The organism is Streptomyces sp. NPDC034103, from assembly GCF_055575395.1.
In genome coordinates this window covers 302,582-321,000 of the sequence record NZ_JBVISS010000009.1, presented here as the reverse complement: position 1 = coordinate 321,000, position 18,419 = coordinate 302,582, and the positions used below count along the sequence as shown (strand labels likewise).

Below are 18,419 nucleotides of genomic sequence, written 5' to 3'. Positions count from 1 at the left end.
CGGACAGTGCTCAGAGCGGCGCCTGCCAGGTCACCGTCGTCCCCGTGCCGTCGCCGTCGGCCGTCCCCTCGTCGGCCGCCCCGTCGTCGTGCACCGTCAGCCGTACGCCCTCCCGGCCGTCCGGCAGGGTCGCCGTCGCGTCGACCGCGACCTCGATACGACCGACGCCGGGCCGGCGGGAGGCAGTGGCCAGGGCGCGGCGCAGGGCGGTCAGGAGGTGCCCGGCGGTCGCCTCCCGGATGCGGCTCTCGACGGCGCCGGTGAACCGGGTGGACGGGGCGAAGCCCAGCAGGGCGGCCGCCCCCGCGGTCTCCCGGAGCACCCTGCCCCGGAACGTCGTCGGGGCGTCCGCGGGCGGCTGCTGGAGGGCGAAGATCGTCGTGCGGACCTCCTGGACGGTGGAGTGCAGTGCGTCGACCGCCCGGCCCAGCGTCTCGTGGACCTCGTCCCCCTCGCTGCGGCGCTGGGCGGACTCCAGCATCATGCCGGTGGCGAACAGCCGCTGGACGACCAGGTCGTGCAGGTCCCGGGCGATGCGGTCACGGTCCTCGAAGACCGCGAGCAGCTCACGGCTGTGCTGGGCGTCGGCGAGGACCAGGGCGAGCGCGGCCTGCGAGGCGAACTGCACCGCGAGAAGCCGCTCGACGGAGGTGTACGGGCGGTCGCCGCGCCGGCGGGGCAGGGCGAGGGTGCCGATCAGCCGGCCGCCCGCCTGGAGCGGCAGCATCATGCTGGGTCCGAACCGGTGCCGGACACGCGTCGTCATGCGCGGGTCGGTCGCGGAGTCGTCGACGAACACCGGTTCACCGCCGAGGAGTTGATCGAGGACCGGGCTGCCGGGCGCGATGGTCGTACCGACGATGTCGCCCGGGTCGTCGTGCGTCGACGCCGTCACGATCTCCATGCCGCCCTCCTCGGTGGGTTGCAGGATGACGCCCGCGCAGGCGTCGGCGAGGAGTCGGGCGCGCTCGGCGACCGTGGTGAGCGCGTCGGCCGCCGGGCCCTCGCCGAGCAGCGCGGTGGTGACGGCGGCCGCGCCCTCGATCCACCGCTCGCGCTGCCGGGCCGCCTCGTAGAGCCGGGCGTTGCCGATGGCGATGCCGGCCTGGACGGCGAGGACGTGCAGGAGCTGTTCGTCCTCGGCGGTGAAGCGGTCCTTCCCGGCGAGGTGGAGCCTGCCGAACTCCTCGTCCTGGACATGGATCGGCACCGTGAGGCAGGCGGTGGCGGCCGGTACGGCGCCCGGGGTGCGGATCTCGCTGAGCCCGTCCTGCCCGGGGTCGGCCGTGCCGAGCGCGGCGTACCGGGCGCCGGTGAGCTCGGCGGCGGCGTCCACGATGTGCTGGAGGGTGGTGCGCAGTTCGAGGTCGGTGCCGACGCCGAGGACGGCTTCCAGGAGCGGGGGGAGGGGGTCTTCGGGCATGGCCGAGGCCGACGTCGGCTCAGTCGGTCAGCGGGCTCAGCGCGAGCGGTTCGATACGGCCCTCCAGCATCGCGCCGAGCCCCTCCACCGCGCACACCTCGGGCCGCTCGGCGATGTGCACCGGCATGCCGGTGGCGTGCCGCAGCATCTGGTCGAAGCCGGGCAGCAGGGCGCTGCCGCCGACCATCATGATCCCGCGGTCGGCGAGGTCGGCCACCAGGTCGGGCGGGCAGTCCCGCAGCACCTTGCCGATGCCGTCGAGCACGGCGGTCAGCGGGGTCTGGATCGCGTTCCGGACGGCGGCGGTGTCGACCTGGACGGAACGGGCGAGGCCGGTGGCGACGTCCCGTCCGTGGATCTCGGTGGAGGCGGGGCCGGAGGGGGTGAGGCCGTTGCCGGACAGGGCGAGTTGCAGCGGTCGTACGGACTGGCTCGGCAGCATCAGCTCGTGCTGGTGGCGCAGGTGCTGCACGATCGCGTGGTCCACGGCCTCACCGCCGACGGGGATGCGTACGGCGTTGACGATCGAGCCGAGCGAGAGCACGGCGACCTGGGTGGCCGCGGCGCCGCAGACCAGCACCATGGTGGCCTCGGGCCGCTCCACGGGCAGTCCGCAGCCGACGGCGGCGGCGATCAGCGTGTCGACCAGCTCCACCCGCCGGGCGCCCAGTCCGACCAGCGTCTCGATGCAGGCGCGCTGGGCGAGGGGGTCCGCGTCGTGGGGGGTGCAGGCGGCGGCGCGCAGGATCGGCTTGCGCCGCAGCGAGCGGCGGATCTTGTCGCCGAGCAGGTGCCGCAGCATGCGCTGGGCCATCTCGATGTCGACGACGGTCCCGCCGGAGACGGGCCGTACGACCCGGATGTAGTCCGGCGTCCGGCCCGTCATCTTCTCCGCGAACTCGCCCACCGCGATCAGCGCGCCGGTCCGGGTGTTCACGGCGGCGACGGACGGCTGGTCGACGACGAGCCCGGCGCCCTTCACGTACACCCGCGTCCTCGCCGCGCCCAGGTCGACGGCGAAGTGGCAGCGACGCAGCTGCTCCAGACTGGCGGTGGCGGTCATGGGCAGGTCCTCCCGAGAACACAGACCGTGGCCGCGCCGGGCGGCGGGGCTCACTGGCATCGTGCGAGGGGCGGGGGTGGGGCGCCTTCTGGAGGGGGCCGGGCGGGGCGCGACTGAATGGGGGGTTTTGTCTGTTATGTCCGATGTAAGCGTTCCGTAAAGGGCTTGATGCGGGGTCAGCCCGTTCGGATCACCCCCAGTTCCGCCAGGTCCTGGGGCCGCAGCCGCAGGTGGTCCGCGGTCGCCGCCGTCTCCTGCGGAGGCCGTTTCAGGATGGCCGCCGCCGACTCCGGGGCGATCACCGAGAAGTAGCTGTCCGGGGCGGCCCAGGTGGCGCCGGGGGCGGCCAGCGCGAGGGCGCCGCCGGAGCCGCCCTCGCCGATGAGCAGCGTGGTGATCGGGGTGCGGACGGTGGCCACCGCGGCGAACAGGTCGGCGATCGCCGCCCCCGCGCCCTGGCGTTCGGCCTCCGCGTCGTTGGCGGCGCCCGGGGTGTCGACCAGGGTCAGGACCGGGATGCCGAGCCGGTCCGCGAGGCGGATCAGCCGGGCGGCGGTGCGGTAGCCGGCCGGGCGGGTCGCGGTGCCGGCCTGCGCGGCGTAGGCGACCGTCCGCCCCGCGTGCTCCCCGAAGCCGCACAGCATCCCCGGGTCCGTGCCGCCGCAGCGGTCGCCGGAGATCGCGACGCGGTGGGTGAAGTAGGCGTCCAGGTAGCGGTCGGCGCGGGGGCGCCGGGGAGAGCGGGCGCGCTGGACCGCCTCCCAGCCGGTGCGCGGGAGGCCGGGCGCGGGGGGCGGGCCGGGGTGGCGGGGCAGCGGTGCCTCCAGGGCCGGGGAGGTCAGCAGGCGCAGCCAGCGGCCGAGGGTGCGGCGCAGGTCCTTGGGCCGGACGAGGGCGTCGGCGGCGCCCGCCGCCACCTGGGCCTCGGCCGTGTACGCCGCCGGGTCCGCGTCCGGGGGGCGGACCCGGGAGCCCGCGAAACCGACCTGGGCGCCCGGCAGGGCGAGGACGACGTCGGCGCCCGCGCCCAGGGTGGCCCAGCCGCCCCCGGTGGTCGGGTCCCTCAGGACCGCGACCTGGGGCAGGCCCGCCGCCCGGGTGAGCGCCGACTGCCGGGCCACGCGCTGGAGTTGGGTGAGGGCGAGCATGCCCTCCTGCATCCGGCTGCCGCCCGTGGCGACCAGCGGGACGACCGGGAGGCGGTGGGCGCGGGCGTATCCGTACGCCGCCTCCAGGCGGTCGCCGGTGCGCACGCCCAGGGAGCCGCCGAGGTAGCCGAACTCGAAGGCGAGCAGGACCGCTCGCACCCCCTGGACGTGCCCCGTGCCGCACACCACGGACTCCGCCTCGCCGGTGCGCTCGCTCGCCCGGGCTCGTGCGGCGTCGTAGCCCGGCCAGGCGAGCGGGCCGTCGGGCCCGCACTCGCCCTCGGGGGTGGGCAGTTCGGTGAAGTCGTCCGTGACCTGGGCGAGGAACGCGCGGGCGGAGCGGCGGTCGGTGCGGTCAGTCACGGGCCAGTGCCCGCTTCATGATCTTCCCCATGTCGTTGCGGGGGAGGGCGTCCAGGTGATGGACGACCCGGGGCCGCTTGTGCGGGGCGAGCCGCCGGGCCACGTGGTCGGCCAACTCCTCGGTGCCGGGCGGCGACTGGGGGTCCGCCGGCACGATCCAGGCGACGATCCGCTCGCCCAGGTCGGCGTCCGGCTCCCCGGTGACCGCCGCCTCCCGCACCCCGGGGTGCTCCAGGAGCGCGTTCTCGATCTCACCCGCCCCGATCTTGTAACCCCCGCTCTTGATCAGGTCGGTGGCCTTGCGGCCGACGATCCGGACGTACCCGTCGGCGTCGCGCACCGCCATGTCGCCGGTGCGGAACCAGCCGTCCGCGGTGAACGCGGCCGCCGTGGCGTCGGGCCGGTTGAGGTACCCGGTGAACAGGTTCGGGCCGCGCACCTGGATCTCGCCGACCGTCTCCCCGTCGTACGAGGCGATCGGCGTCCCGTCCTCCTCCACCAGCCGCAGCTCCACCCCGGGCAGGGGCACCCCGACCGTGCCCGCACGGGCCTCGCCGTCCGCGCGGACGCTGGTGTTCATCAGGGTCTCCGTCATGCCGTAGCGCTCGATGACGGGGCGGCCGGTCGCGGCGGTGATCCGCTCGTGGTCGTGCACGGGCAGCGCGGCGGAGCCGGAGACCAGCAGCCGGGCCCGGCCCAGCGCCTTCGACAGGTGCGGGTCGGCGGGCAGGGCCTGGGCGATCCGGTGGTACATCGTCGGGACGCCGAACAGCAGGGTCGCGCCGTCGTTCAGCTCGCGGGCCACGCCCTCGGGGCTGAACCGGCCGAGGTGGCGGACCGAGCCGCCGCGGCGCAGCGGGCCGAGGATGCCGAGCACCAGGCCGTGCACATGGAACAGGGGCAGGCCGTGGACGAGGACGTCGTCACCGGTCCACCGCCAGGCGTCCGCCAGCGCGTCCAGCGTCGAGGCGATCGCCCGGCGGGGGATGACCGCGCCCTTGGGCGGGCCCGTGGTGCCGGAGGTGTAGACGACCAGGGCGGCGGCGGTGTCCTCGGCGTCGGTGTCGGCGACGGACCCGCCGGTGCGGTCGAGGGTGACGTCCAGGCGCGGCACGTCCCGCACAGGGGCGGGCAGTTCGTCGCCCGGGGCGGCCAGGACCAGGGCCGGCGAGCTGTCCGACAGGATGTGGCCGAGCTCCCTCTCGCCCGATTTCGGGTTCAGCGGAACGGCCGGTACGCCCGCCCGGAGCGCCGCGACCACGGCGACGGCGGTCTCCAGGGCCGGGGTCGCCCAGACGGCGACGCGGCCGGCGTCCCGCAGACGGTCCGCGAGGACGCCGGTCACGGCGGCGAGTTCCCCGTACGTCAGGGAGCGGTCGCCGAACCGCAGGGCGGGGCGGTGCGCCGGGGCGTTGGTCAGGGCCGGGAAGAGAGGGGTCACGCGTCGTACTCCTTCAGCGTTGCCGGGATCTTTCGGGGCGGCGCTCCGGTACGGCTCCTACCCGATGGGCCGTGCCCGGACGCCCGCCCGCCGCCCGTCCATGTCAGACGGGCGTACGCTCCACGGGGATCCACAGCTCCGCGTCCGCCTCGGCCGCGTCCGGGGTCAGGCGGGTGCGCAGCAGCTCGGGGCCCGGGCGGCTGCGGTACGGGTTGGACGGGAACCACTGGGTGAACACGTCCCGCCACAGGTACTGGAGTGTCTGCGGGAAGGGACCGGAGTTCTCGAACACCGCCCAGGTGCCGGCCGGCACGGTGAGCGAGTCCAGGTGCTCGGGCGCGTCCGCGCCGGTCACCACCCCGTGGTAGTAGTCGAGTTCGGTGCCCTCGGCCCGGCTCGGGTCGAGGTCGTCACTGACCCCGATGATCCCGCGCGGCTCCTGGTCGGCGAGGCCCTCCAGGCGCCGCAGCGTCTCCTGGTCGATGCCCCGGATGAACTCGACCAGGGCCGGGTTCATCCCCTCGTGCACCAGGGGGACGCGTGCCTTGCGGCCGACCACCCGGAACTCGTCCTTCTCCACGATCCGATAGCGCATGCTGCTGTTCCCTTCGACGGTGAGGCGGAAGGAGAGCCGGGGCTGGGACTCCAGGCTCGCACCGGAGCGCCGGGCCTCGCCCGGGCCGACACCGTGCAGGGCGCGGAACGCCCGTGCGAACGCCTCGCCGGACGTGTAGCCGTAGCGCACCGCGATCTCCAGCAGCGTCCGGTCCCCGGCCAGCACCTCCGCGCCGGCGACGGTGAGCCGTCTGCGCCGGATGTACTCCGACAACGGCATCCCCGCCAGCGCGGAGAACAGCCGCCGCAGGTGGTACTCCGACGTCGTCGCGATCCGTGCCAGGTCGGCCGCCTCGATCCGCTGGTCGAGCCGCTGCTCGATGTGCTCCATGGCCTCGTTCAGCCCTTCCAGCACCCCGGTCTCCTTCCCTTTCGCTCCCTCACACTAGGAAGGACCCACCCTGCCGGACCCGACATCCTGTGCCCGATCAGGTCGGGTCGAACGGGTTGCCGCGGTCGTGGGGGACGTGGCTAGCCTGCCGAGGTCAGTGCCGTAGTGGAAGGGACCCTGTCGTGCCCCGAGTCGCCCTTGTCACCTATGACCCCCGGCCCGAGCCGCACCGTGATCGAGACCTGCCCGTGCTGGTGGAGGCCCTGCGGGCGGCCGGGGCCGGGGCGGACGCCGTGTTCTGGGACGACGCCGACGTCGACTGGGGCGGCTACGACCTCGCTGTCATCCGGTCCACCTGGGACTACAGCTGGCGGGCCGCGGAGTTCGTGGCGTGGGCGCAGCGGTGCGGCAAGGTCACCCGGCTCGCCAACCCGGCCGGGGTCGTGCGGTGGAACACCGACAAGCGCTACCTCGGGGAGCTGGCCGCGGCCGGGGTGCCCACCGTGCCCACGCGCTATCTGGCGCCCGGCGACCCGGCGGACCTCCCGGACGAGGGCGAGTACGTCGTCAAGCCGACCTCCGGGGCGGGCGCCCGGTACGCCGCGCGGTACACGCCGGACCGGCACGAGACCGCCGTACGGCAGCTGGCGCGGATGGGCGAGGAAGGGCTCACCGCGATGGTGCAGCCGTACATGAGGGGCATCGACACCGGCGGGGAGCGGGCGCTGGTGTACGTCGGGGGACGGTTCCTGCACGCCAGCCGCAAGCGGGCCGTGCTCGCGCCCGGCACGGCCTTCGACGCGGACAAGGTCGCCCACCCCGGCCTGGAGCCGTGGACCGCGACCCCGGCCGAACTCGCCGTCGCCGAGCGCGCCCTGGCCGCCGTACCGGAGGCCCCGGAGCTGCTGTACGCGCGCGTGGACCTCGTCGACGGCGACGACGGACAGCCGCGGGTGATGGAGCTGGAACTGGTCGAGCCGAACCTCTTCCTCGACCTGCATCCGCGGTCCCTGCCCGCCGTCGTGGCGGCGATCCTGGACGCGGCCGCCGGGGGCTCGTGATCAATACACCTGGCGCACGGCGACGCGTTGCAGCAGCCCCCAGGTGAACTCGGCCGCGCAACTGCGCCGTACGCCGCCGCCGTCCGGGGCGGTGAACGCGAGCCCCCAGCGGGTGGGCGCCGTGCCCTCCAGGGGGCGGGCCGGGGCGAAGGCGCGGGCCACCTCGTCGACGGTGCACGACCAGGGCGCGAGGTCGTCGAGGGTCCCCAGCTCGGGGCCCGGCGCCCCCGGCGCGCGGACCAGCCACTCGTTCCACACCCCGCCGTTCGGCGCGAGCAGCACCTCGAAGCGCAGCTCGGGCCAGAGCGGCAGGGGCCACAGCCAGGCCTCGCAGTCCAGGTCACCCACCCGGCGGCCGAGCACCGACTCCGGGGCGCCCAGGACCGAGCGGTAGCGCGCGGCGGCGCCCCGGGCTCGCGGGGAGCGGAGCATCGCCTGCCAGCGCTTGTTGGCCTCGCGCATCTCGGCCAGGGAGGCGCCCAGCGCACGGCGGGCGTCCTCGACGAGGTCCGGGTTGTGGTCGGCCATGCGGCGCAGCAGGACCAGCTGGAAGTCGCGCGGGGTGAAGGGGCTAACCGGGGGCTTCGCGGAGGGCATGGGGACCATCGTCGCCGATCGGGCGGCGGCCGTCCGGCAGGAAGAGCACCGAATTGACGTACCGGGGTCCCCGGAAGGGCAGCACGCGGCGGAGCAGACCGTGGTTCACGACGTACGAGGCCCGCGCCTGATGCGCCTCCAACGGGAAGGCGCTCAGCGGTATCCAGTCCCGCCCGGGCAGCACCCAGCCGTCGTAGCCGAGCAGCGCCAGATACGTCACCACCGGACCGATCGGCTGGATACGGGACTCCAGCTCGATGAAGAGGGCCGGCCGGTCCCGCGCCAGGATGCCCGTGGCGCCGCGCAGCACCGCCAGTTCGCTGCCGTCGACGTCGATCTTGACGAACCCGACGTCCTTCAGGTCGAGTTCGTCGAGGGTGACGCAGCCGACCGGCAGCGCCTGGGCGTGGATGTCGCGGCGGACCAGGGAGGAGACACCCCGGTCGCCCGCGTCGCGGGCCGGCAGCCACAGGTGGGCCCGGCCGGGGCGCTCGGCCGCGGCGGCCTGCACGACCCGGACGTTGGGCGGGGCCGTCGCCGCGAGCAGCCGCGCGAGGTGGGGGACCGGTTCCACGGTCACCACCCGGTGGGCCCGCCGCGACAGCCGACGCGTCCACGGCCCGTACCAGCCACCGACGTCCACGGCGGTCCCGCACCCGGCCGGGCACAGCTCGGCCAGCCGCGCCAACTCCGGTTCAAAACGCGGGTACACGGCCCGGGCGACGGCGGCGACCAGCCGGGTGGGCAGCAGGGAGGCGACTTTCGCGGCCAGGGTCATGGGGTCATCCGCTGGAGGAGTTCCTCGTGCTCGTCGTCCGAGACCTGTTCCCCGGAGGACGGCAGCAGCTGCGGGATGCCGTCCACGACGGGGTAACGGCGGCGCAGGCGCGGGTTGTAGAGGACCTCGTCCGGGGCCGCCGGGTCGTCCGGCCCGACGAGGTGCAGCGGGCCCTTGTCGAGCGGGCACGCGAGGATCTGCAACAGCGGGTCGTCGGCTTTCATGGGGGCGTCAACTCCTTGGCACCGATGGGGGGTTGCGCGGGACGCTGGTCGTGCTTGGGCATGGCCAGCAGTACGGAGACGGCCAGCGCCGTCCCGGCCAGCCGCAGCGCGAGGCGCAGCGGGTCGTGCGGCAGTGCCTCGCCGAACGACAGCGTGCCGAGCACCGCGGTGAACAGACTGGTCACGGTGGTGCACACCGGCACGATCAGCGACGCCCGGCAGCGCTGGAGCGCGGCCTGCGACATGACGAGCCCGAACGCGCCGGTGAACAGCAGGAGATACGGGTACGGGGAGCGCAGGACCCCGGTCAGGGCCCCTCCCCAGTCGCCCGAGGTCAGATACGTCGACACGCCCTTGATCGCGAGCGAGCTGACGCCGTAGAGCAGGCCGACCGCCACGCCGTACTCGACGCCGGTCGTCGGCAGCCGGTGCCGGTGCCTCGCGCGCCGCTCGGCGGACCCGTACAGCCACACGCCCCCCGCCAGCGACGGCACACACACCAGCAGGATCAGCGGGTACGGGGCGGCGTGGCTGACGGTGTCCGCGCGTTCGTCCAGGGACAGCACCACCATCAGCAGCGCCCCGAGGATCGCCGCCAGCGCGTACCGCTCCCGTCCGGTGGTCCGCTCGCCCAGCAGCCGCGCGGACAGCAGGACCAGCAGCACCAGGCCGGACACGAAGATGCCCTGCGCGGCGGCGATCGGCAGCGTGCGGTAGACGATCAGCTGCGCGCCGAACCCGGCGGCCAGCGCGAGCGACCCGCCGATCCACAGGGGGCTGCCCAGCACCAGCCGGAGCAGCCGCGCCGGTTGCCGGATCGACACCTCGGGCAGGGAGGTGAGCGCCCGTTTCTCCAGGACGAAACCGATGCTGTACAGGGTGTTCGCCAGCAGGGCCGCGGCCACTCCCCACCACATCCGGCCCCCTAGGTCTTCCGAGCGTGCAACAGCAGGATCGAGGCGAGCGACGGTCTGTGACACGCCAGCCGGTCCAGCGGACGCATCGGCCGCGGTACGCCGTGGAAGGGCGCCCCTTCCAGCCGTACGACGGTGAAGCCGGCCGCCGCGACGAACTCCCGCAGCGCGCGGGCCGTGTAGAGCCGCAGGTGGCCCACGACCTCCCGGCCGGGGCGCCCGTGGATGGCGCGCAGGCTGACCTCGGAGAACACCGGCTGCACGCCCGCCAGCAGCAGGGCGCGGTTGTACCAGGCGGCCAGGTTCGGTGTGGAGAGCAGCAGATGGCCGCCCGGGCGCAGGACCCGCCGGATCTCCTCAAGCGCCGAGTCCGGGTCGACGAGATGCTCGATCACCTCGCTGAACAGCACGGCGTCCACGGACTCGGTGCCGAACGGCAGCCCCCCGTCGCCGAGTTCGCCCCGCACCGCGTACGGCATCCGGGTGCGGGCGCGGCGCAGCGCGTCCTGGGACCAGTCGACGCCGACGAGACGGTGGCCGGGGAGCAGGGGGGCGGCGACGGCGGCCGCGGTGCCGTCGCCGCAGCCGATGTCGAGGACGGTCCGGGGGCGGCCGGTCCCCAGGGCCCGCGCCAGCATGCGGGCCTGCCGGAGGCTGCGGGGGGCGCCGGAGGCGACGGGGACGGCGGGGTCCTCGTAGAAGTCACGCAGGCCGGGCGGTTTGGCGGGCGCGGTCCCGGTGGTCCCGGCGGCCCGGGGGCCCTCGGTGGTCTCGGGGGGCTGGGTGGACGTCATCGGGACTCCGCGTCCGTCGTGTGCAGACAGTGCTCGAACAGGTCCCGCAGATGGGCGCCGTCGCCCTCGCCGAGCAGGGCGCGCGACCAGCGCAGGGCGAGATGGAGGCGGCCGGCGGTGGAGGCGGTGGTGACGGTGAGGCCGCGGGGCATCCGGGCCGGCGCCGAGAACCAGACGGCGTGCGCGCGGCCCGCCTCCTCGCCGAAGTCCAGCGGGTACGGGACGCGGCCGATGTTGCTCAGGAGCGTGGTGGACGTCCAGGGCGCGGCGGCCCGGCGCAGACCCCGGGTGACGGCGGCCCGCCACGCCACCGGGGTGACCGGGGCGGTGAGCAGGCCGGCGCCGTGGCCGAGCTGGGGGCGGGGCAGGGACTTCAGGGCGCGGGTGCGCGACGCCGTGCGGCGCAGCAGGCCGGGCAGGTCGTCGGTCACCAACTCCTCTGGTGCGAAGGGGACTTCGACGAGCCGGGTGCCGTTGCCGATGGGCATGGTGGTGTCCCGGGGGCGGTCGTCCACGGGCATCGTGATGCGCAGCGGGCGGGGGCGGGCGCCGTGTTCGCGGTTCCAGTGCGCGATGGTGAGGGCGGTGGCGACCATGAGCTGGTCGTTCACCGTGTAGGGGGCGCCCTTGGGGCGGCGCGGCAGGGGCAGTTCGGTGACGAGCAGGCCGTTGCCGGGGGAGTTCTCGGGGGTGCCGGGGGCGACCCGGGCGGGGGGTGCCCAGTTGGAGGGTGTGTCCGTGGGGGCCTGCTGGGGCTCGGGCGGGCGCACGGGGGGTGCGGCGGGGCTGTTGTCCCGGCCGCTGTAGAGCTCGGCGGCAGTGGCCAGGACGCGCAGACAGGCCGGTCCGTCGAGGGCGGTGTGGTTGATGGTGAGGAACAGGACCGTGCCCCCGGGCGGGGACGGGGGTTCTTCCGGGACGTCGCCGGCGCCGGCACCCCGTTCGTCCGCACCCCGTCCGTCCGCACCCCGTCCGTCCGCACCCCGACCCGCCGTAAGGCCCACGGCCTCGCCGCCCCCCGCCCGGCCCGCCTCCTCCACCACCTCCAGTCTGATCGGCGGTGAGTCCGTCAGCGGCGGTGCCGTCGTCAGGGCCCGGGTCCGGGCGTCCCGTAACGCGTCGGGGCCCGGCGCCGGGAAGGTGACCACCTCCACGTCCGGGCGCTCGGTCAGCTCCCACTCGTAGCGGCGCCGGTACCAGGGGCCGCGGGCCTCCCGCATGAGGATGCGCGGATGGCGCAGCAGCGCCTCGTGGAACGCCTTGCGCAGCCCCGCCGGGTCCAGGCGTCCCGGCAGGTGGACCTCGATGTGGACCGTCTCCGGTTCCTCCTCCTGGAGGCAGTGCCGGGAGACCTCGTCCACCACGGGGAACGGAACGCGCTCGGGTGCGGCGGTCATGCCGGTTCGCCCTCCTCGGTCCTGGGCAGCCGTCGCGTCGGTGCCTCGGAGTCGGGTGGGCCCGTCTCGGGTGACGGCTCGCGTACGCTCACCACCGCCGCGAACAGGCCGATCAGCGCCAGCAGTTGGGCCGTGTGACCGAAGGCGCCGTGGCCCGCCGACACCGGCTCGCCCGCTCCCGTCGCGGCCGCGACGCCCGCTCCGGCCAGCGCCACGAACGCGACCGGCATGAGCCACTCGTGCCTGCGGTGGGCCAGCAGCGCGAGCGCCGGTACCAGCAGCGCGAGCCACCCGGCGATGACCACGCCCACCAGGGTGAGCGCGACCGTGCCCAGCCAGAGCCCCGGCGGCGGGGGCGGCGGTTGCGGCGCGTCGGGGTTGGGTTCGTGCCGCCGCCACAGCACCAGGCCGACCAGGACCAGCACCGCCACACCGCTGCCGATCAGGGCGCCGTCGTAGGTCGTCGCCGGCTCGTAGCTGAGCTTGACCGTGCCGCCCGCCCCGGCCGGGACCCGCCAGCCCTGCTGCCAGCCGTCGAGCCGCACCGACGACAGCTCCTTGCCGTCGAGCGTGGCCTTCCAGCCGTCGTTGTAGTTCTCGTACGTCGTCAGGTACATGGCCGCGCCGGAGCCGACGGTCACCTCGCGGCGGTCGCCGAGCCAGTCCCGTATCCGCAGGTCCCGGCCCACGGAGGTGGGTTCGGTGACCGTGCCCCGGGTCAGGGTGAGGTCGGTGAGGAGCAGCGGTCCGGCGTCCCCGGCCTCGACCTGGTGCGCACCCGCGCCCAGCTCCAACCCGGGCTTGTCGCGCCTCTGCTGACACAGCGTCACCTCGACGGGCCGACGCTCGGTGAGGTCGCCCGCCGTGCCCTTCACGCTGGTCTCGTAGAGCTCGCGGTCCACCGAGACCACCGGGCCCTTGCCGCAGGGCAGCGAGAACGCGCGGTCGCTGTCGGGCTGGGGCGTGCGGTAGGAGGCGTCGGGGGTCTCCAGCGAGGGGAGGTAGGCCTCGGTCAGGCCCACCGGCAGCCGCAGGTCCTCGTCGACCACCGGGTTGTACAGGGTCAGTGGCGCGGTCTGGGTGATCGTGATGTCGAGGCGGTCGGTGGTGATCGCCGGGAAGCGCACCCAGCCGTTCTCGTCGACGCCGGCGACGGTCGCGCCGTCCGGGGAGCTGATGCTCACCTCGGTGGGCCGGGTGGACAGCCCGCCCGCGGGGGCCAGCACCAGTTCGCTGATGGGCTGCTTGCCGTCCCAGCGCAGATGGATCGTGGGCCGGTCGCCCGCGACCCACGCCGTCGTCAGATCGCCGTCGGTGAGGTTGCGCGCGGACAGCCCCGCCCCGAGGGCGGCCGTGGAGTCGGCGGTGGCGGTCACCCGCCGGTCCTGGGTGGGCGCGACCTCGTACAGCATCCGGTCCAGTTCCTCGCCCGGCACGGCGGTCGCGCTCGCACGGATCGTGTACGTCCCTGCCGTGGCCGTCGAGAACCGCCGGTGCAGGCCGGCCTCGGTACCCGTGGCGGACAGGCCCGTGGGGTTCGCGGCGCGGTGCAGGGAGACCAGTTCGGCGGCGGCGCCGCTCTCCTCGGCGTCGGTGGGCAGCCGCAGCAGCCGGGTCACCTGGACGTCCGGCAGGGCGACCTCGGAGAACCCGGCGCCCAGCAGACCGGTGCGGCGCTCCGCCGAGTCGAGGATCGTCAGCCTCATCCAACTCGTCGGTCCGGGCGGTGCCTTGATGGTCTGCGTGCTGCCGTCGGAGCGCACGATGGTGGTCTGCTCGCCCTTCTCCGTCTCCACCCGCACCTTCGTCGCCGCCGCCCGGACGCTCTCCTGGGGCAGCGGGGTCACCTTGAACGAGGACGGCATGTCGTAGGCCTTGTCGGAGAACTCGATCCGCAGCCACTGCCCGTCCGCCGAGCCCAGGGAGCCCTCCGCCCACGCGGTGTCCGGGTCGCCGTCGAAGGCGTTGACCGGGTCGTACTGGGGGAGGTGGAAGAGCCAGTTGCCGTAGCTGGACGCCGACACCGAGCGGGCGCCGCGCAGTTGGGCCACCGTCTGGTGCTCCAGGCCCTTCGTCGGCAGGATCTGGCGTGGTTTGTCGCCCGGGTCCTCGGCGGCGTCCGGGGCGTTGCGCTCGTCGGCCGTGTACGTGTACGAGGTGTTGGCGTTGACCAGGCCGAACCGGGTGTCCGCGCGGCGCAGTCCGTCGCCGACCACCTGGAGCGGCGGGCTGCCGACTCCGGGGTGGTGGTCGCCGGTCAGTACGGTCGGCCGGCCGCGCAGCTCGGAGGCGAGCGGCAGCAGCGACTCGGGGCCGCCGGAGACGACGGCGGTGTCGGCGACCGGGAGCAGGCCCGCGTGCCGGGGGCGGGGGACGTCGTCGGCGGGCCGGTAGATCTCCACCGCCCGCTGCCGCGGGTAGAGGCCCTCGACGGCGAGCGGGGCGTCCTCGATGATCCGGCCGCCGGTCATCACCGGACCGAGACCTTTCATCCGGACGTACCCGGACTGCTCCAGGGTCCGCTTCACCGTGGTCGTCGGCACATAGCCGATCTGGTCGGGGTCGAGGTCGTTGCGGACGACGACGTAGTGGATGCCGGAGCGGCTCAGGTAGTCGGCCAGTCCCGGGACTTCGCCGCCGGTCATCAGGGCCTGCTCGACGGCGTCCATCGCGCGCCGGTTGCCGGGCGTGCCGAAGGGGACGTAGTCGCGCTGCGCCCAGCGGGACCCGGCGACCACGTCCAGCGGCTGGTCGATGGGGGAACCCCAGGTGTAGATGCCGTGCGCGGTCGCCGGGACGACCAGGGCGCGGGCGTCCGGCGAGGCCTCCTCCAGCCAGTCGGCCGTGGCCTTCCAGTACTTGGGGATCTCCTGGAAGGAACCCGGGTTGAGGATCGAGCCGTTGAGGTACGGCCACATCAGACCCGGCAGGATCAGCACCGCGGCGATCAGCGGCGCGAACCGGCGCCCCCGTACCGGCCGGGCCCCCCGCGCCTCGGCCGCGACCCCCGCCAGATGCGCGAGGCCCAGCACCAGCGCCAGGGCCAACCCCGTCTGGAACTTGTAGATGTTCCGGAAGGGCACCAGAGGGCCGTTCAGCCAGTCCTGCACCACCCCGTGGAAGGGCGCCCCGAAGGCGCCGCCGTACCCGGCGAGCAGGATCGGCGCGATCACGATCACCGTCAGCGTCAGCCAGCGCCGCTCCGGCATGTCCCGCCGGGCGAGCCCCGCGAGGCCGAGTCCGGCGGCGAGGGCGGAGCAGACGATGACGAGCACCGAGGCGACGACGGTCCAGCCGGCCGGCAGCCAGGCCTCACCGAAATGCAGATACGCCACCCAGTTCCCGGCACCGCGCAGCGCCTCGGTCGCCGCCATGGTCTCGGTCGTGGTCTGCGAACTCTCCACGTACGGAAGGAAGTTCTCACCGTAGAAGCCGAGCAGCAGCAGCGGTATCCACCACCAGGCGGTCGCCAGCACCAGACCCGGCAGCCACCAGGCGATCAGCTTGCGCTGCCGGGGTCCCGGCGGCCGGGACAGCAGATAGAGCCCGACGGGCAGCAGGGAGGCGAGGGTGGAGGCCGCGTTCACCCCGCCCATGAAGGGGATGAGCACGGCCGAGCGCAGGGCGGCGACCCGGGCGCTGTGGCGCTCGTCCACCAGCGGCAGCAGCACCCAGGGCAGGAAGGCGCCGGGCAGCGCGGCCGCCGACGTGGAGCCGACGACGATGGTGAAGACCGGCCACAGCGCGTACGCGAGGGCGGCGAGCAGCCGCGAGGCGCCGCTGCCGATCCGCAGCCGCTCGGCCAGCCGCAGCGCGCCCCAGAAGGCGACCGCCACGATGAGCGACATCCACAGCCGCTCCGCCAGCCACACCGGCAGCCGTACCAGGTCGGCCAGCCAGTAGAACGGCAGCATCGGCCACAGGTAGCCGGTGTACTGGTCGGAGATCCCGCCGAAGCCGCCCCGGTCCTGCCAGAGCTGACCGAGGTCGGAGAGGAACCGGCCCGGGTCGACGGTGACCCCGAGCTTGGTGTCGAAGGTCTGCCGCCCCGGCTGGACGGCCAGGAACAGCACGAACACCACGGCCCAGAACCCCAGCAGCCAGCGCCGCGAGCGCGGGCCCTCCGGCGGGCCCGACATACGCGCCGTGGAGGGTACGGCGGCCGGGGGAGGGGCCTGGACCGTGGACGTCGTCATGGTGGACACCGCCGGAGGATGAGGAGGAGGTTCCAGGTGGCGATCTCACGGATGCCGGGCGCCTTGACGACGGTCTCCGCGAGAAAGGGCCAGTAGCGGGAGCGCGCCGAGACCACCCGCACGTCGTCGCGGGCGCGCACCTGCCGCAGGGTCGGGCCGATGTGCACGGCGAACAGGTTCTCGCCGAGGGTGTGCTTGGCGGCCCGTCCGGTACGGCGCCGGTAGCGGGCCCGCGCCCGCTCGGCGCCCAGGTAGTGCCAGGGCGCCCACTCGTGGCCGCCCCATGGGGAGAGCCAGTTGGTGAACGACAGATAGATCAGGCCGCCGGGCCGGGTCACCCGTATCAGCTCGCTGACGAAGGTCTGCGGATCGGCGACGTGCTCCAGCACGTTGGAGGAGAACGTGACGTCCGCGACCCCGCCGGACAGCGGCAGCAGATAGCCGTCGGCGACCACGGCCCCCTCGGGCGGCGCGGGGCCCAGCTCCCGCGGGTCGGGTTCGAAGAGGTAGGCGTGCGCGCCCCGTCGGCGGAACTCCTCGGTGAAGCACCCGCTGCCGCCGCCGACGTCCACGACGACCCGCCCGTCGACCGGGCCGTCGTAGGCCTCGACCTGGTCGACGGAGTCCCGGGCGAGGAGGCGGTAGCAGGCCTCGGGGTCGTCCTGCTCGCGCAGGAAGGCCCGGAAGAGGGCGACCGATCTGCGGATCGAGGGGTCCTTGAGGCCGGTGCCCGTCACGGTGCCCAGCTCCTCACCGCCTCGGCGGCGACGGCACGGAACTGTCTGACCGTACGGTCCCAGCGGTAGCGGGCCGCGCGTTCCCGTGCCGCCTTGCCCATCAACTCCCGGCGCTCTCCCGAGAGGGCGAGCGTGCACCAGGCGGCGGCGAACGTGGACTCACCGCGCGCGAGGACACCGGTCTCCCCGTCCACGACGGAGTCCCGCAGCCCGGGTACGTCGAAGGCGACCGTCGGGGTCTCGCGGGTGGCGGCCTCGGTGACGACCAGACCCCACCCCTCCACCGCCGAGGGGTGCAGCAGCAGCCAGGCCGCGCACAGCAGCCGGTGCTTCTCCGCCTCGGAGACATGACCGGTGAACTCGACGCCAGGACCGGCGAGTTGCTCCAGGCGCTCGCGTTCGGGGCCGTCGCCGACGATGACCAGCCGGCCGCCGGTCACGGGCCGTACCCGCTCCCACAGCCGCAGCAGCAGATCGATCCGCTTGTACTCGACGAGCCGCCCGACGGCGACGAACAGCGGTTCGGGCGACCGGTCGGCGCGCGGGCCGGGCTCCTCGACGCCGTTGTGGACGACGCGGATACGGTCCCGCTCCACGCCGATGCCGCGCAGCGCGTGCGCCGTCGAGGAGGACACGGCGACCAGCAGACTGCGGTGCTGCGCGCCGGTCAGCGCCCACTGCTCGAGTCTTCGGCCGAGGCGGGCCGCGGGCGCCATCGGCCCGCCGAACCGCATCTTCCACAGGTCGGTGTGCACATGGTTGACCAGGCACAGCGTGGGACCGCGGTGCCAGACGGGCGCGAAGTACGGCATCCCGTTGCAGACCTCGACCAGCAGGTCGCAGTCGCCGACCTGACGGGAGAAGGCCGAGCGGGCGCGCAGGAAGTGCCCGAGTTCGCCGCCCGCGGAGACGACCCGGTAGTCGCGGTACGAGGCTGGACCGCCGCACAGCAGGGTGACCTGGTGGCCGAGCCGGGTGAGGCCGTCGGCGAGCCGGTCGACCAGGAGTTCGGAGCCTCCGGCGGCCGGGTTGCCGAGGTCGCGATGGGCGAGGAAAACGATTCGGCGCGGAGGTGGGGGGAGCGCCGAGGGGTGCTGCGTCGCCCGGGGATGCGGGGTGTGCAGCGAGGGTGGCACGTGCTGGGGCATGTGCGCTCCAACTCGTCTCAGGGTGCGGAACTTTGAGCGTGGGGGCGTGCTGTGCGTTCCTGTGGGGGGTTGAGGTGCTTGTCGCGAGGGTGATGTGGGTGGACCGTGCTCGGGTGGGGAGTGGACAGTTTTCGCCCACCCGTTCCCCGTGGCTACTCACGGAGGTGACAATTTCCGGCGTTATTAGAG

Annotated in this window: 15 protein-coding genes; 1 reads left to right on the top strand and 14 read right to left on the bottom strand. The window is 74.3% G+C overall.

The genetic code is table 11. From position 1 onward, the window contains the following. Positions 1-10: 10 nt before the first annotated feature. From ACZ56U_RS22135 to ACZ56U_RS22115, 5 genes are all read right to left on the bottom strand, one after another. Positions 11-1,423 carry a sensor histidine kinase gene (locus tag ACZ56U_RS22135; RefSeq protein WP_469085709.1) on the bottom strand — a complete coding sequence of 471 codons (1,413 nt, stop codon included), beginning with the start codon at positions 1,421-1,423 and terminating at the stop codon, positions 11-13. A 19-nt stretch (positions 1,424-1,442) separates the two neighbouring features. Beyond that, positions 1,443-2,486 carry a rod shape-determining protein gene (locus tag ACZ56U_RS22130; RefSeq protein WP_469085708.1) on the bottom strand — a complete coding sequence of 348 codons (1,044 nt, stop codon included), beginning with the start codon at positions 2,484-2,486 and terminating at the stop codon, positions 1,443-1,445. Between the two features lie 176 nt (positions 2,487-2,662). Then, positions 2,663-3,997, bottom strand: a complete 1,335-nt coding sequence (locus ACZ56U_RS22125; RefSeq protein ID WP_469085707.1) for a carboxyl transferase domain-containing protein — start codon at positions 3,995-3,997, stop codon at positions 2,663-2,665. Next, a complete protein-coding gene (locus ACZ56U_RS22120) occupies positions 3,990-5,438 on the bottom strand; it encodes an acyl-CoA synthetase (protein ID WP_469085706.1) in 1,449 nt (482 codons plus the stop codon). Before ACZ56U_RS22120 ends, ACZ56U_RS22125 begins: the two co-directional genes overlap by 8 nt. A 103-nt stretch (positions 5,439-5,541) precedes the next feature. Beyond that, the gene (locus ACZ56U_RS22115) at positions 5,542-6,408 is read right to left on the bottom strand and encodes an AraC family transcriptional regulator (RefSeq protein ID WP_469085705.1); all 867 of its coding nucleotides are present in this window, start codon (positions 6,406-6,408) and stop codon (positions 5,542-5,544) included. Positions 6,409-6,566: 158 nt separating this feature from the next. Here ACZ56U_RS22115 and ACZ56U_RS22110 point away from each other — a divergent pair, with 158 nt between their 5' ends. Next, a complete protein-coding gene (locus ACZ56U_RS22110; RefSeq protein ID WP_469085704.1) occupies positions 6,567-7,445 on the top strand; it encodes an ATP-grasp domain-containing protein in 879 nt (292 codons plus the stop codon). Here the strand turns inward: ACZ56U_RS22110 and ACZ56U_RS22105 are convergent, their stop codons facing one another. From ACZ56U_RS22105 to ACZ56U_RS22065, 9 genes are read right to left on the bottom strand one after another with little or no spacing between them, the layout of a single operon-like run. Beyond that, on the bottom strand, positions 7,446-8,051 hold the full coding sequence (locus ACZ56U_RS22105) for a hypothetical protein (RefSeq protein WP_469085703.1): 606 nt from the start codon (positions 8,049-8,051) through the stop codon (positions 7,446-7,448). Continuing rightward, positions 8,017-8,820: an FkbM family methyltransferase gene (locus ACZ56U_RS22100; RefSeq protein WP_469085702.1), complete on the bottom strand. Its 804-nt coding sequence runs from the start codon at positions 8,818-8,820 to the stop codon at positions 8,017-8,019. Before ACZ56U_RS22100 ends, ACZ56U_RS22105 begins: the two co-directional genes overlap by 35 nt. Continuing rightward, complete coding sequence (locus ACZ56U_RS22095; protein WP_469085701.1) at positions 8,817-9,044, bottom strand: Trm112 family protein; 228 nt, start codon at positions 9,042-9,044, stop codon at positions 8,817-8,819. Before ACZ56U_RS22095 ends, ACZ56U_RS22100 begins: the two co-directional genes overlap by 4 nt. Continuing rightward, positions 9,041-9,949, bottom strand: coding sequence for a hypothetical protein (locus ACZ56U_RS22090; protein WP_469085838.1), 909 nt, complete (start codon positions 9,947-9,949; stop codon positions 9,041-9,043). Before ACZ56U_RS22090 ends, ACZ56U_RS22095 begins: the two co-directional genes overlap by 4 nt. A gap of 20 nt (positions 9,950-9,969) precedes the next feature. After that, on the bottom strand, positions 9,970-10,752 hold the full coding sequence (locus tag ACZ56U_RS22085; RefSeq protein ID WP_469085700.1) for a class I SAM-dependent methyltransferase: 783 nt from the start codon (positions 10,750-10,752) through the stop codon (positions 9,970-9,972). Then, entirely contained in the window at positions 10,749-12,149 is a 1,401-nt protein-coding gene (locus tag ACZ56U_RS22080) for a condensation protein (protein ID WP_469085699.1), read from the bottom strand. Before ACZ56U_RS22080 ends, ACZ56U_RS22085 begins: the two co-directional genes overlap by 4 nt. Then, positions 12,146-16,345, bottom strand: coding sequence for an alpha-(1->3)-arabinofuranosyltransferase domain-containing protein (locus ACZ56U_RS22075; protein WP_469085837.1), 4,200 nt, complete (start codon positions 16,343-16,345; stop codon positions 12,146-12,148). Before ACZ56U_RS22075 ends, ACZ56U_RS22080 begins: the two co-directional genes overlap by 4 nt. Next, positions 16,342-17,082 carry a class I SAM-dependent methyltransferase gene (locus ACZ56U_RS22070; protein WP_469085698.1) on the bottom strand — a complete coding sequence of 247 codons (741 nt, stop codon included), beginning with the start codon at positions 17,080-17,082 and terminating at the stop codon, positions 16,342-16,344. The genes ACZ56U_RS22075 and ACZ56U_RS22070 overlap by 4 nt, the downstream gene beginning before the upstream one ends. Then, positions 17,079-18,230: a glycosyltransferase family 4 protein gene (locus ACZ56U_RS22065; RefSeq protein WP_469085697.1), complete on the bottom strand. Its 1,152-nt coding sequence runs from the start codon at positions 18,228-18,230 to the stop codon at positions 17,079-17,081. The genes ACZ56U_RS22070 and ACZ56U_RS22065 overlap by 4 nt, the downstream gene beginning before the upstream one ends. Positions 18,231-18,419 lie beyond the last annotated feature (189 nt).